Source organism: Candidatus Acididesulfobacter guangdongensis (assembly GCA_004195045.1).
GTDB lineage: Bacteria > SZUA-79 > SZUA-79 > Acidulodesulfobacterales > Acidulodesulfobacteraceae > Acididesulfobacter > Acididesulfobacter guangdongensis.
The window spans coordinates 267,827-282,940 of the sequence record SGBC01000001.1 but is presented as its reverse complement, the minus strand read 5'-3'; the positions used below and the strand labels follow the sequence as shown (position 1 = coordinate 282,940).

The following is a 15,114-nucleotide window of genomic DNA, read 5'->3' as shown; positions in this document are numbered from 1 at the left end:
AAAATTACAAAAATTTAATTAATTAACATAAAAATATTAAAATTTATCAGCATATATTTATATGAATTTAGTTGACAAGTATGAAAAGAAAATAGATATAGAAGCCTTCAAACCATCTGGCCGCGGTCAAATATCTTCCGTGTTAAACTGGAGCGGCATCGCCTTGCTCAGCGACGAAGATAATAAAATTGACCTTGCGAGATGCTATATGGCCGAGCTGCAGAAACTTTCCTGCGGCGTCTGTATTCCGTGCAGAATCGGAACATCGGTAGCTTTGGAGCTTCTTGAAAAAATCTGCAGCGGAAAGGCCGACATACAAGACTTGGACAATTTACAAAAAGAATGCGAATGGATAATGTCCGCATCTAAATGCACGGTAGGCACAATGGGACCGACCGCCGTCAAGGAGTTAATAGAAAATTTCAGAGAAGATTTTGAGAAAGCGATATTAAATAAAGAAATAATACATAAGGGCGATTACATCACAAAAATAACGGCTCCATGCATTAATGGATGTCCTTCAAAATTAGATATTCCCAACTGGATTGAAAGGGTCAGGGACGGAAGGTATGAAGACGCTCTTGAATCTGTCCGCAGAAATACTCCGTTAGCAGCTATTCTCGGCAGGTCATGTTTTCATCCTTGTCAGGATAACTGCCGCAGGGCAAACTTGGATAAACCGATTCAGATATGCTTAATAAGGCGTTACGCTGCAGATAATGAATTTTATACCGATATTAAACCGAAGTTTGATATTAAAGACAACGGTATTAAAATAGCCGTAATAGGTTCAGGTCCTGCAGGGTTGAGCTGCGCATATTATCTCAGGCTGATGGGCTATATGCCGGTTATTTTTGAAGCTCTTCCGGTTTTAGGCGGTATGATGAATGTCGGAATACCAAAATACAGGCTTACGCAGGAATTATTAGACAAAGAAATTAACTATATACTTTCTGCAGGTATAGATTATAAAACCGATAAAAGATTGGGAAAGGATTTTTCCATAAAAGATCTGTTTAACGATGGATTTAAAGCGGTCTATTTAGCAGTAGGCGCGCATAAAGGTCAAACTATAGGTCTGCCCGGGGAAAGCGATAATCTGAAAGGTTTTTTTGAAGGTGTTAAGTTCTTAAGGGATGTTGCCTTAGGAAATCATATAAAAATAGGAAAAAAAGTAATAATAGAAGGCGGCGGAAATGTTGCTATGGACTGCTGCAGAACAGCTTTGAGATTAGGTTTTAAGGAAGTAGTGGTAGTCTATAGAAGGGCAAGGGAACAGATGCCGGCCGCTGCTTATGAAGTCGATACCGCAATTGAGGAAGGGGTCAAATTTGAATTCTTGACGAATCCGATAGCTATAATAAACGAAAACGGCTCAGTCAGCGGTGTTAAGTGCCGCCGCATGAAATTAGGCGAACCTGATGCCAGCGGAAGGAGAAGTCCTGTTGAAATACCAGGTTCCGAGTTTGATATAGACTGCGATTCTTTTATTATGGCGGTAGGTCAGGTACCGGATCTTGATTTTCTGAAAGATACTCCCGAAATAAAATCGACTAAGCGGGAGACAATTGTAGTTGACGAATATACAAATATGACTGATATGCCGGGTGTTTTCGCAGGCGGCGACGCGATGACGGGACCTATAAGCATAGTAAATTCAAACAGAGACGGTAAAACGGCGGCGAAAAGAATAGACGAGTACGTCCGAACCGGAACTTTTAACATAACAGACGACGATGTTTTTGAACATTTTCTTGAGAAATTAGGCGTTTATGATAAAAATGAAGTAATAGATTATCCTGATTTTCCGGAAGGTAATTTTCCGCCGGAACAGATTCAGGAGAAAATTGAAAACCGTATAAGCAATTTTACGGAGGTGGAAAAAGGATTTACGGCTGACGACGTTGTGTATGAAGCCACGCGATGCATGAGGTGTTACATGATGATGCTTATAACATTCAAAAAATAACAACTAGAATAATAACTAAAATAACAACTAATAGCTGAATAATATAATATTATAATTATAATATGGATATAGAAATAACTATAAACGGAAAAAAAGTGATGACGAAGACGGGGCTTACGATACTTGAAGCCGCTTCTCAGGCAGGCATCAGAATACCTGTTTTATGTTATCTGAGAAGATTAAGACCTATCGGTTCATGCAGGATATGCTCCGTTGAGGTTAAAGGTATTAAACATACATTGCCGGCATGTGTTGCTCGGGTAAAAGAAGGTTATGAAATATTTACCGATACCGATAAAGTTTGGGAAGTCAGGAAAGGGTCGCTTTCGCATCTCTTATTAGACCACCCTTTAGATTGTCCCGTCTGCGATAAATCAGGCGACTGTCTGCTGCAGGATTTATCTTTTGAATTTGGACTTACCGTTCAAAAAAATAAAAAATTATATCCGGACAGGACGCAAATTTTTAAAAGCGATATTATAGAATATACCGCAACGAGATGCGTTCTATGTTCAAGGTGCATAAGAGTCTGTTCCGATATGTACGGAAACCCATTTTTAGAAATAAAAGACAAAGGATATAACGGTTATATAGGATTAAAGCACGAAGATAAAATAGAAAAAGGAGCGGTTCCAATAGGCAGCTCTTTTGTAGAGATAAAAAATGATAAGAATTATTTAGACTGTTATTATTGCGGCAATTGTATAGAAGTTTGTCCAGTGGGGGCGCTGCTGCCAAAACAGTCAAAATTTAAAGAAAGATACTGGCAGGAATCGCCGTTTTCTTCGGTGTGCAACAAATGTTCCGCCGCCTGCAGAGTTGAATACTACAGGTATGCTAAAGACGAATCTCTCGTCAGGACTGCCGCCGCATTCGGCGGATATCTTTGCAGGAGCGGATTTTTTTACGACGCTATAGGCAAAAATTTAAAAGACGACGATTATTATATTAAAAATCCTTTAGTAAAAATAAAATCTGATTTTTCAAATAGCGATTATACAGGTGCGTTAAACCATTTGGCTGACAGATTGAAAAATATTATACAAAATAATGAGATGAACAAAACTGCCGTAATAGTTTCTTCATCGGTTTCTACGAATGACGGCTATTTAATTTCAAATTTTGTTAAAGATGTTTTGAAACCTGCGGGTTTTGATATAGACAAAACAAGTTTTTACCGTAAAAATTATTTGAAATTTAAAGAGATATTTAAATCTGAAGAAAATTTTGAAATCAATGCTATTCAAAATTCTGACTTTGTTTTATATATAGGTTCAATTGAGGATGAAATACCTTATGCTTCCTATAATATCATGAAGAGCCATAGAGAACACGGCGGCAAATTAATTTTAATAGATATTTCAGATGCCAATGCCAAAAAAAGAAGTGAAAATTTTGCAAGATTTGAAGATATAGCATCATTAAAAATTGATATAAATAAAGATTATGACGGTGATTTGCATAAATATCTAAATGAACTGAGGCAAAATCTTTATGATTTTAATTTTAAAAAAACCGACGAATCAGTTGACGCTATTCTTAAAAATAATACTATATCTATTATTTTAGGCGATAATTTCATGTCTTTGGCGGGAAGAGACAAAGAAATGCTGATACTTAAGGAAATTACAGGTTTCTCAAGAGACGAACAAAAAATAGTCTATGTTTTTCCTCTTATAAAACCTTTCAATTACAGAGGTCTTATTGCGGCCGGAATAAATAGCAAAGATGAATATTTATCTTATGAAAATATTATTGGCGGAATAGAAACCGGGCAGATTAAAAATTTAATTTATATCGGCGATTATGAAGAACCGGAGCATAATGTCCACGGCTTGAAATTGTCGCGATATATTACCGATTTAAACTTTGTCGCCGCTTTATCTTCAAAAATAAGCAGTATAACCGCCATGGCAGATATTGTTTTGCCTGTGCAGGATTTTTTAGAACATAAAGACGGGTATTTTGAAAATTTTGAAGGCAAGACGATTCATATAAGCAATGAGTTTAATTTGGGAGAATATAGATACGGCATAGCCGCAGTTTTAGATGATTTGTCCGATAAACTCGGAATTTCATTTAATACAGGCGATATATCCGCTCAATTTTTAGAAATGATTAAAGCAAATAAAATAATCCATTTTAATAAAATTAAACCAAAAAGTAAGTTTTATTATAATGATGCCGGCAAGTTATTTTATTAAAGAAAAGGTGTCAGACACCTTTTCCGGACACCTTTTCCGGTATGATATAATTTATTTTAAGATATATTTAAGGTATAATATATTATGATATTCTGGTTAATAACAACATTGATAAAAATATTGCTTGTATTCGGAGTGCTGCTTCTGTCGGCAGCCTATCTGACGCTTTTAGAGCGCAAGGTAGCAGCCCGCATACAAAATAGGCTTGGACCGATGGAAGCAGGTTTCCACGGAATGCTGCAGCCTATAGCGGACGGTATAAAACTGTTCTTCAAAGAAGATATTATACCCGCCGACGCTAATAGAATATTATTTATTCTTGCGCCTATTATTGTTGTTATTCCTGCATTGACGACATTTGCGGTTATTCCTTTCGGAGCTCCGATAACAATATTGGGGCACGTTGTTCCTCTGCAGATTACAAACGTAAATATAGGCATATTGTTTATATTGGCGCTTTCGTCGCTGGGAATATACGGCGTGGTAATAGGAGGCTGGGCATCAAACAGCAAATATTCATTGCTGGGAGCCATAAGAACCGCTGCTCAGATGATAAGTTACGAACTGTCTCTCGCTCTTTCAATAATAGGCGTAATTATGATAGCGGGAAATTTGAGTCTGGCGCAGATTGTTTCATCGCAGGCGCATATGTGGTTTATAGTTTATCAGCCCGTCGGATTTTTAATTTATTTAATTGCTTCAACGGCTGAAATGAACAGGGTGCCGTTCGATCTTGGCGAGGCGGAAGGCGAGTTGGTTGCCGGTTTTCATACGGAATATTCAAGTATGAAATTTGCATTTTACTTTATAGGAGAATATGCGCAGATAGTAGTCAATTCTGCTATCATCACCACGCTTTTTCTTGGCGGATGGGAAGGACCGTTTCTTCCTTCGGTTTTATGGTTCGCATTAAAAGTTTTTGCCGTAATACTCATTTATATATGGTTCAGATGGACATATCCGAGGTTGAGATATGATGAACTTATGGATCTGGGATGGAAGATTCTGCTTCCTTTAGCGCTGGCAAATATTGTTGTTACCGGATTTATAATGATACTATTGGGAAAATAGCCAAATACACACAATAATAGAAAATAGATAATATAAAAATTACTTTTATAATATTATGGATACTAAAAAAGAAGAAAATTCGCTAATATTAATATCGAAAAACTTTCTTATAGGATTGAAAACGACTATGGGGACTTTTTTTAAAAAACCCGTTACCTTTCAATATCCTAAAGAACGTCTGAGATTGGCAGAAAATTTCAGGGGATTTCCGAAACTCAATACCAATAAAGACAAATCGTTGAGATGCGTTGCATGTATGCTGTGCCAAACTGTTTGTCCTTCAGAAGCTATAAAAATAAATTCGGGCTTTGTAGATTATGGAAAAGAACATGAGCTTACGGAAAGACAGAAACATAACCATAGTTTGGATAAAATAGCCCCCGGCGTCGTTAATGACGGAAGAAGGCATCCGGAGTCATTTGAAATTGATTTGCTGAGGTGTATATGCTGCGGCTATTGCGAAGAGATTTGTCCGGAAGAAGCCATAAGTATGTCTGACAAGTTTGAGTTTGGATTTTATACAAGAGATGAAGGAATATTTGGAATAGATAAATTAATTAAGCTATAATTGTAATTTTTATGTTAAGTGAAAGGAATATTTGGAATAGATAAATTAATTAAGCTATAATTGTAATTTTCTATATTAATTAAATTGATTCAATCAAGTTAAAATAAGTTAAAACATTGCAAATATGCGAGGTTAATTTTGGAAGCGCTTTTTTATGTATTTTCAATAATTGCAATTTTTTCTGCGCTGATGGTGATATTGGTAAAAAATCCTTTAACATCTGCGCTGTACATTATATTATGTTTTTTTGCTCTGGCTGGATTTTATATTCTTCTGAATATGCAATTTCTGGCTGCCATGCAGATTTTAGTTTATGCAGGAGCAATAATAGTTCTTATAGTTTTAGTCATTATGCTGCTTAATCTGGCTAAGGCTAAAGATACTATTAAAGATTTTCACCAGATGGCTGTGGGCATCGTAGCCGTTTTGCTGCTATTTGCAGAGGTCATATTATATCTTAATGCTGCCGGCGAGAGTAAACCTACGGGTATTTATACTAATGCGGTAATTAATAAAATAGGAAATACGCAAATCATAGGTCAATTTTTATTTACCAAGTATGTTTTTCCGTTTGAGGTAGCTTCAATTTTACTGCTGGTTGCAGTTATAGGCGCTTATATTTTTGCTAAAAAATAATATATTTTATTATTTTATATTCAATTATTTTATACTTTATTTTTATATTTAATTATTTAAAGACGGACTTGATAATATGAACGTGAACGTAAATGATTATCTGGCGGTGGCTTCAATTATCTTTTGCATAGGCGCGTTAGGCGTTTTGATAAGGAAAAATCTTATAACAATTTTTCTGAGTTTAGAATTAATGTTTAACGCTGCAAATTTAGGCTTTGTTGCCGTTTCTGAGCATTTAAATTTAATAAGCGGCGATATTTTCGTTATATTTATTATGGTTGTAGCTGCTGCCGAAGCGGCAATTTTACTGGGGATTGCCATTGCTTTTTATAGGGAAAAAGGCACAATAGACATAGACAAAGCAAATGAATTAAAAATGTAAATATCTTATTGCTGCAGATAATTTTGCTGCAGATAAATTTTTTTATATAAACATATATATAAAAAAATTTAAGATTAATATAATTTATTAATATAATTAAAATAATTTATATAATTAATATAATTCAAAAGGTATATTATATTACAATGAATTCAAAAGATTTAATAGTTTGGCTGATTCCTTTTTTTCCGCTCCTCGGCGCAATCTTATGGGGAGTTTTCGGGAAATATTTTAAAAATTATTCGGGATATTTAGGAAGCGTATTCATCGTTATTTCATTTATACTTTCAACCGTAATTTTTTTTATGGTAGCTTACGGGCACAGTTTTACCTCTACTCTGTATCCCTGGATTGACGCTTCATATTTTAAAATTAATATATCCACTACTATTGACAGACTGTCTGTGATAATGCTGGTAATGGTAACCGGCATCAGCTCTTTAGTCCATATTTATTCAATTGGATATATGAAAGACGATAAAGGTTTTGCAAGATATTTTTCTTATTTGAATTTATTTGTATTTTCAATGATAATGCTGATAATGGCAAATAATTTTTTATTGCTGTATGTTTTCTGGGAAGCAGTCGGATTCTGTTCGTATATCCTAATCGGTTTCTGGTACGAAAAAAAATCTGCATCCAATGCCGGCAAAAAAGCTTTTATTGTGAATAGGATAGGCGATTTCGGGTTTGCTCTCGGAGTGATGCTTATATTTGTAAATATGGGTACGTTAAGCTACTCATCCGTTTTTTCCGGAATACATTTATTGCCGCCCTATCTTATTACAACTATTGCTTTATTGCTGTTTGCCGGAGCAATCGGTAAATCAGCGCAATTTCCTCTTCACGTCTGGCTGCCGGATGCTATGGAAGGTCCGACTCCGGTCAGCGCGCTTATTCATGCCGCAACTATGGTAACGGCGGGCGTATATCTTATAGCAAGATGCCATATTATATTTTCTTATTCTCCTGACGCTTCCGATGTCGTACTGATAATAGGAGGCACAACCGCTTTTATTGCAGCTTTTATTGCTATGACCCAGTTTGATATAAAACGAATAATCGCATACTCGACTATAAGTCAGCTGGGCTATATGTTCATGGCTGTCGGAATAGGTTCTTATGCCGCAGGCATATTTCATTTAGTATCGCACGCTATATTCAAAGGTCTTTTGTTTTTAACTGCAGGCAGCGTAATGCACGGAATGAGCGGCGAGCTTGATTTAAGAAAAATGGGCGGTTTATATTCAAAGATGAAGAAAACTGCTATTACTTTCATTGTCGGCGGTCTTGCCCTGTCCGGAATACCTCCTTTTTCAGGGTTTTTCAGCAAAGATGCGATACTTGCTGCTCTATTTAATAAAGGAGATTACTTCTTCTGGATTATAGGAGAACTCGCTGCATTTATGACCGCATTTTATATTTTCAGGCTTATTTTTAATGTTTTTTTCGGTGAATCCCATGTAGATAAAAATTTGCATGTTCATGAATCTCCGAACGTGATGACTATACCGCTGATAATATTGGCTTGCTTTGCAGCCGTGTTTGGTTTTATAGGCATGCCTCCGTTTGACCATTCTATATTTTATAACTTTATAAACAGAGATTTTGCGAATTCATTTAATTTTTCTCCGGCGGTAAATAATTATCCGTGGTATCTGCTGAGTACAGTTTCCGTTATCGCAGGTCTTAGCGGAATATATGTGGCATATGTTTTTTATATAAAAAAATCTTTTGATTTAGAAATGCTCAAGAAAAGATTTAAGACTGTATATGCTCTTTCATTCAATAAATTATATATTGACGAAATATACGATTTTGCTATTGTCAGACCTATGAAAAATTTTTCTGTTTTTTTATGGAGAGTGGTGGATTCATTTGTTATAGACGGCGCCGTGAACGGCATAGCGCAATGGATAAGCGTTACCTCGTCAAAAGTAAGAAAGGTGCAAAACGGAATGTTAATGAGCTACGTTTTTACGTTGACAGTCGGAGTCATAGCGCTGCTGGCTTATTATTTTGTAAGATGAAATGTAATGAAATTAAAATATGCAATGCCGAATACAAATATTAATTTTAGATTAGTGATGAAATGAAGTTAAAATATGCAATGCCGAATACAAATATTAATTTTAGATTAGTATGGCATATATAGAGCGCATGAAAGCATCTTTATCATTTAGTTTATTATGTTTATTATATTAATTACATCGGTGATTATAGAAAATTTAATTAACTTAAGAAATATATTATTTATCTAACAGGAAATTATACAGGAAATTATATGAGTATTTTTTTAAAGTATATTTTATCGATAATAATTTTTTTTCCTCTGCTGTCCGCCCTTATATTGGTTTTCGTAAATAAAAAGGCGGAAGGGCTGTTGAGAAACCTTGCTACTGTTTTGTCATTAGCAGAATTTGTAATTTCTCTATTTTTATTTATATACTTTAAGTCAAATACTTATGAGTTTCAATTTATAGAAAGATTCAGCTGGATAAGGGAATTTGGAGCGTCTTATTTTCTCGGTATTGACGGTGTAAGTTTGTTTATGATACTGCTTACCACGCTTATGACGTTCGTTTCTTTATTATCAAGCTATAAATATATTAAAGACCACGTTAAAGAATTTGTTATTTTAATGCTTGTGCTGGAAACGTTTATGCTCGGAACATTTGCTTCGTTAGATGTTCTGCTGTTTTACCTGTTCTGGGAGTTTATGCTTATTCCTATGTATTTTATTATAGGTATGTGGGGCTCGGGAAGAAGAATCTATTCAGCCGTAAAATTTGTCTTATATACGTTAGCCGGTTCGCTGATAATGCTTTTTGGACTTATTACGATATTTATATTGCATTACAATCAAACAGGCGATTTTACATTTAATTTATTAAAGCTGTATAACACTAATATTCCCTTAACGCTGCAAATAGTCCTGTTTATAGCTATATTCTTAGGGTTTGCGGTTAAAGTACCTGTGTTTCCGTTTCATACATGGCTGCCTGATGCCCATACCGAAGCACCTACCGCAGGGAGCGTTATTTTGGCGGGCGTTTTGCTGAAGTTCGGCGTTTACGGTTTTTTCAGATTTGCAATTCCTTTAATGCCTGAGGCGGCGCTTATACTCACTCCCGTCATACTTGTTCTTGCGGTCATCAGCATAATATACGGGGCATTAGTTTCTATAGTGCAGAAAGATTTAAAAAGATTAGTCGCTTTTTCAAGCGTATCCCATATGGGTTTTATAATGCTCGGATTGTTTGCTATGACTGCGGTCAGCGTTGACGGGTCGGTTCTGCAGATGATAAATCACGGTATTTCTACGGGCGCACTTTTTCTTTTTGTAGGAATGCTTTACGAAAGACGCCATACAAGACTTATTGCAGATTTTGGCGGTTTAGCTAAAAAAGCTCCTATTTTTGCCGCCTTATTTATGATAGCTGTTTTGTCTTCGGTCGGACTGCCGGGATTAAACGGGTTCGTCGGTGAATTCTTAATTTTAGTCGGGTCGTTCAAACAATATACGATATTTACCGTATTTGCAGCAAGCGGTATTATTTTTGCCGCGGTTTATTTGTTATGGATGTTTCAAAGAGTTATGTTTCAGGATATAACAAATCAAAAAAATGAGGACTTTAAAGATATGACGCTTAGAGAGATAATGACCGTTTTGCCGCTAATTTTTTTAATGTTTTTCATAGGTTTATATCCGGATGTATTTTTAAGCAGAATAAATCCGACCGTTGTTCATTTTGTAAATATAATAGAACATAATAAATACGCTTATAATTTAATTAAAGCAAAAATGGGGTTGTTCAATGCTTGATTTAGCGCAAATTTATAACGGGTACTATCTTGAGAAAAGTTTACTGAGTATAATGCCGGAAGCGGTGCTGATAGTTTTTGCTTTTTTGATTTTATTGGCAGGATTGTTTAATAACTCTTCTAAGAATAGCGTAAATTCTTATTATTTGGCTTTAATAGGTATTGCGTTTTCTTTTCTTTATCTTTTTATGCTGTCAGACCATACAATAAAGGGTTTTTACGGCTCAATCGTTTTTGATAAATTTGATGTATTTTTATTTACGGCTATATTATTATCCGGTTTTCTTACTATTTTAATGTCAAAAAATTATTTTGATACGCGCAATGTTTTAATACCCGAGTATTATAGTCTCGTTCTGTTTTCGGTTTCTGCGATGATGCTTTTAGTATCTTCGATTAACCTCATTATGATTTTTCTGTCAATTGAATTTATGTCTATATGCGCCTACATTTTAACCGGTTATTTAAAAGGTGAATCAAGAAGCACCGAAGCAGCAATGAAATACTTTGTGCTCGGCACTTTCGCCTCCGCTTTTTTATTGTTCGGTTCTGTTTTTATATATGCCGCGACAGGACATTTAAGTTTATATAAAATACATAATTTTATGTCTCGGCAAAATTATAAATTATTATACCATGCTTATAATGTGCATACTTTTTTGGTAATAGGATTGATTTTGCTGCTGGTGGGACTGGCATTTAAAATGTCTTTATTCCCATTTCACGCATGGACGCCGGACAGTTATGACGGAGCCCCGACGCCTGTTACCAATCTTATGGCGACAGGGATAAAAATTGCCGCTTTCGGTGTTTTTATTAGAGTTTTTACATCTATATATAATTTCAACGTGTTTAATTTCTATAATATTTTATGGATTTTAGCAATATTGACGATGACGTTCGGAAATTTTGCAGCTCTGCTGCAGACCGATTTAAAACGGCTCATAGCTTATTCGTCTATTGCTCAGGCAGGTTATATATTGATTGGCGTTATAGCGGGCGGATACTATGGGATATCAGGAACTTTATTCTATCTGCTGGCATATGTTTTTATGACGGCTGGAGCCTTTGCAATTATTATTATGTTTGAAAATTTAAATTTAACATCTGTTGACATAAAAAGCTATTCAGGTCTGGGATATAAATATCCGCTTGCAGGCGCCGCATTTTCTTTTTTTCTGCTGTCGCTTGCGGGAATACCCGTAACGGCGGGATTTATGGGAAAATTTTTTGTGTTTTCAGCCGCAATTAAATCCGGCTATTATTGGCTTGTTGTTATAGCGTTATTAAATAGCGCATTTGCGGCATATTACTATCTTAAAATAATTGTCAAGATGTATATGTCGGATAATAACAATAACGGCGAACAGTTAAATTTACCAAACGGCAGAAATAATATAATTATAAATGCCGTTAATACTGATAATGATTTGCAATCGCACGCATCCGGCGGCATCGTCAGTAAGACTGCATTAACGGAAACTGTTTTGCTGAAATCGACGACATCCGCTTTGATTATAGCCGTTATTATATGTTTAATTTTTACTTTGATACTCGGCATATTTCCTCAGCCGTTTATCAGTTTTGCATCCAGATCGGTAACATCATTGTGGAGTATTTAAACTATACTTATTTGGCTCCCGCAAAGGTCAACTTTGTCTTAAAAATAGGCGAAAAAAATCCCGCAAATAATTTACACTATATTTTTTCAATAATCAGAAGGGTATCTGTTTTTGACAGAATAACATTCAAAATAAACGAAGACGGAAATAAGCTTAAGGTTATTCCTGGCAAAACTATCTTAAAGCAGTTAGATAAAAAAGAATTGGAAGAATATGCAGACAATCTTGAAAAGAAATTGTCGGACGATGATAATTTAATTATTAAAGCTTCTAATCTATTTTTTAATAAAATTAATTTAAAAAATAAATATATCAATGCCGCCGTCGAAAAAAATATTCCAATGCAGGCGGGCTTGGGAGGCGGTTCAAGCGATGCCGCAGGGATGCTTAATATTTTAAACAGAATATATAATAATCCTCTGAATTATGACGAATTAAACAGTATCGCTGTAAAATTGGGTTCCGATGTCAGCTTTTTTTTAAAGGAAAAAGATGCGCTTGTTGCTGGAAACGGCGAAATAATAATACCTATAGCAGAAAAATCGCTCAAAAAATATTACATAGCAGTGATTGTGCCGAAATTTGGAATATCGACTAAAGCAGCATATGAAGCCTTTGATGATTTGGTATTGACAAAAAAAATAAATTACTATAATATATTGAATTTGAACTTTAGTTCTAAACTTGACATATTAAAAAATACAAACAGCGCAAATGAATCCGACAGCATAAATGCGGAAAATTATTGCGAGGCAGTCAAGTTAAAGGATTTAAACGATTTAAGCGAGTTAGGCATTGGCTCGGAATTTGAAAATGATTTCGAAGACGTAATATTAGATATGTATCCAGTGCTGAAAGATATTAAAAATTTTACAATTCAACAGAGGACGGACAAAAAAGCAAAGGCGGAAGCCGGTATGCTGTCCGGCAGCGGATCGGCAATGTTTGGAGTATTCAAAACTGCAAAAGATGCGTCTGCATATATAGCCGATATTGAAAATAAAACATTCAGCAGTCAAATAAAGTTTAAATTTTTAGGAGAAACTGATTTTAAAGAAAAACTAAATCAATTGAAAAGTTAATTTGAATAAAAAGCCTGAGATTAACGGCTAAATTTGGAGGTTCTTGTATGCAGATTACCGAAGTTAATGTTTTTCCTGTTAATGAAGAGAAATTAAAAGCTTATGTAGCTATTACATTTGACAACTGCTTTGTAGTCAGAGACCTAAAAATTATAAACGGAAAAGACGGACTTTTTGTTGCAATGCCGAGTAAAAAAAGAAAAGACGGAATATTTAAAGATATAGCGCATCCATTAAATAACGACACGAGAAATTTAATAGAATCTGCCGTGTTAAAGGCATATAATGAAAAGATAGCAGGCAGCGGCAGTAATAATAATGACGATGACGAAGATTATTAACTTTAACTATTAATTCATATAACCTATTAAGTTATATAAGTTTCTTGCGGCTTATAAAAATAAAAGAAACAGCATATTAAATACAATTGATATATTAAATTATTTATTAATTATTTGTTTTAATTTAATTATATATGTCCGTTTTGTTTTGTATTTTTGTTTATAGTTTTAACATTATAATATATATTTTTTGTTTTATTGGGGCGTCGACAAGCGGCAAGTCACAGGATTTTGATTCCTGCATTCGGAGGTTCGAATCCTCCCGCCCCAGCCAGTTTTTATATGTAATGCCATTATTTAAAGATTTTTTTCATTTTACGGTAATTATTGAGATTAGAAGCTTGTAAGTTTGTCGTTAACAATTTTCTATATTATAACTGTTTCACTTAATTAAATGAGGGGAATAATCGCATGCTGGACAGATTAAAATTATTTACGGGTAATTCTAATTATGAATTAGCTAAAAAAATGGCGGATTATCTCTGCATTCCTCTCGGAGATGCCGAAGTGTACAGCTTTAGCGACGGAGAAACTTTTACAAATATCAATGAAAATGTTAGGGGCAATGATATATTTATAGTTCAATCAACATCTACGCCGGTGGATAAAAATTTAATGGAACTCTTGATAATGGTAGATGCCATGAAAAGAGCGTCGGCAAAAAGAATAACAGCCGTTATTCCGTATTACGGATATGCGAGGCAGGATAGAAAAACTGCTTCAAGAGTGCCTATAACAAGCAAATTAGTTGCCGATTTAATTACTACCGCAGGGGTAAACCGCGTTCTGGCAATGGATTTGCATGCGGGACAGATACAGGGATTTTTTAATATTCCGGTAGACCATCTTTATGCCGTGCCGATTATAGTCAAATACGTAAAAGAAAAAAAATACAATATATCTGATCTTGTTGTTGTTGCGCCAGATGCCGGAGCAGTAGAAAGGGCAAGAGCTTTTGCAAAACATCTGGGCGCAACCTTGGCAATAATTGACAAACGGAGAATCAAAGCGAATGTTGCAGAAATAATGAATGTTATCGGAGACGTGAAAGATAAAGTAGCGCTTATGCTGGACGATATGATAGATACTGCGGGAACTATCACGCAGGGAGCCGTCGCGCTGAAAGAAAACGGCGCTAGAGAGATTATAGCGATGGCAACGCATGGCGTATTATCGGGAAGCGCCATTGATAAAATAAACGATTCGCCTATTAAAGAGCTGGTAATTACGGATACCATTGACCAGAAAGATAAATTAAAAAGTTCGGAAAAAATTAAAATATTGAGTGTAGCCACTCTTCTGGGCGAAGCGGTAAAAAGAATATACGACGAAGATTCGGTCAGCTCTCTTTTTCTTTAAGGAAAAGGTAAGGAAAAGGTGTCAGACACCTTTTCCGAGTAGATAACTTTCTATT

The 15,114-nt window shown here is 35.2% G+C and carries 12 protein-coding genes and 1 tRNA gene; all 13 read left to right on the top strand.

Annotated features, from left to right (window positions below; genetic code table 11):
* Positions 1–61 precede the first annotated feature (61 nt).
* The 13 genes from EVJ46_01350 (at position 62) to EVJ46_01290 (ending at position 15,059) form a co-directional block, all read left to right on the top strand.
* On the top strand, positions 62–1,969 hold the full coding sequence (locus tag EVJ46_01350; protein ID RZD16911.1) for a dihydropyrimidine dehydrogenase subunit A: 1,908 nt from the start codon (positions 62–64) through the stop codon (positions 1,967–1,969).
* Positions 1,970–2,031: 62 nt separating this feature from the next.
* Entirely contained in the window at positions 2,032–4,173 is a 2,142-nt protein-coding gene (locus EVJ46_01345) for a 2Fe-2S iron-sulfur cluster binding domain-containing protein (GenBank protein ID RZD16910.1), read from the top strand.
* A gap of 84 nt (positions 4,174–4,257) precedes the next feature.
* Positions 4,258–5,244 carry an NADH-quinone oxidoreductase subunit NuoH gene (gene nuoH / locus EVJ46_01340; GenBank protein ID RZD16909.1) on the top strand — a complete coding sequence of 329 codons (987 nt, stop codon included), beginning with the start codon at positions 4,258–4,260 and terminating at the stop codon, positions 5,242–5,244.
* Between the two features lie 55 nt (positions 5,245–5,299).
* Complete coding sequence (locus EVJ46_01335) at positions 5,300–5,812, top strand: NADH-quinone oxidoreductase subunit I (GenBank protein RZD16908.1); 513 nt, start codon at positions 5,300–5,302, stop codon at positions 5,810–5,812.
* Between the two features lie 189 nt (positions 5,813–6,001).
* Positions 6,002–6,448 carry an NADH-quinone oxidoreductase subunit J gene (locus EVJ46_01330; GenBank protein RZD17438.1) on the top strand — a complete coding sequence of 149 codons (447 nt, stop codon included), beginning with the start codon at positions 6,002–6,004 and terminating at the stop codon, positions 6,446–6,448.
* A gap of 76 nt (positions 6,449–6,524) precedes the next feature.
* Complete coding sequence (gene nuoK, locus EVJ46_01325; protein RZD16907.1) at positions 6,525–6,830, top strand: NADH-quinone oxidoreductase subunit NuoK; 306 nt, start codon at positions 6,525–6,527, stop codon at positions 6,828–6,830.
* Between the two features lie 146 nt (positions 6,831–6,976).
* On the top strand, positions 6,977–8,860 hold the full coding sequence (locus EVJ46_01320) for an NADH-quinone oxidoreductase subunit L (protein ID RZD16906.1): 1,884 nt from the start codon (positions 6,977–6,979) through the stop codon (positions 8,858–8,860).
* A 254-nt stretch (positions 8,861–9,114) separates the two neighbouring features.
* Entirely contained in the window at positions 9,115–10,656 is a 1,542-nt protein-coding gene (locus tag EVJ46_01315; protein ID RZD16905.1) for an NADH-quinone oxidoreductase subunit M, read from the top strand.
* The gene (locus EVJ46_01310) at positions 10,649–12,277 is read left to right on the top strand and encodes an NADH-quinone oxidoreductase subunit N (protein ID RZD16904.1); all 1,629 of its coding nucleotides are present in this window, start codon (positions 10,649–10,651) and stop codon (positions 12,275–12,277) included. The genes EVJ46_01315 and EVJ46_01310 overlap by 8 nt, the downstream gene beginning before the upstream one ends.
* The gene (ispE, locus tag EVJ46_01305) at positions 12,187–13,359 is read left to right on the top strand and encodes a 4-(cytidine 5'-diphospho)-2-C-methyl-D-erythritol kinase (protein RZD16903.1); all 1,173 of its coding nucleotides are present in this window, start codon (positions 12,187–12,189) and stop codon (positions 13,357–13,359) included. Before EVJ46_01310 ends, ispE begins: the two co-directional genes overlap by 91 nt.
* Positions 13,360–13,406: 47 nt before the next feature.
* Positions 13,407–13,700: a septation regulator SpoVG gene (gene spoVG, locus EVJ46_01300; protein RZD16902.1), complete on the top strand. Its 294-nt coding sequence runs from the start codon at positions 13,407–13,409 to the stop codon at positions 13,698–13,700.
* A gap of 199 nt (positions 13,701–13,899) precedes the next feature.
* Positions 13,900–13,974 (top strand) — tRNA-Gln (locus EVJ46_01295).
* Positions 13,975–14,111: 137 nt separating this feature from the next.
* Entirely contained in the window at positions 14,112–15,059 is a 948-nt protein-coding gene (locus EVJ46_01290; GenBank protein RZD16901.1) for a ribose-phosphate pyrophosphokinase, read from the top strand.
* Positions 15,060–15,114 lie beyond the last annotated feature (55 nt).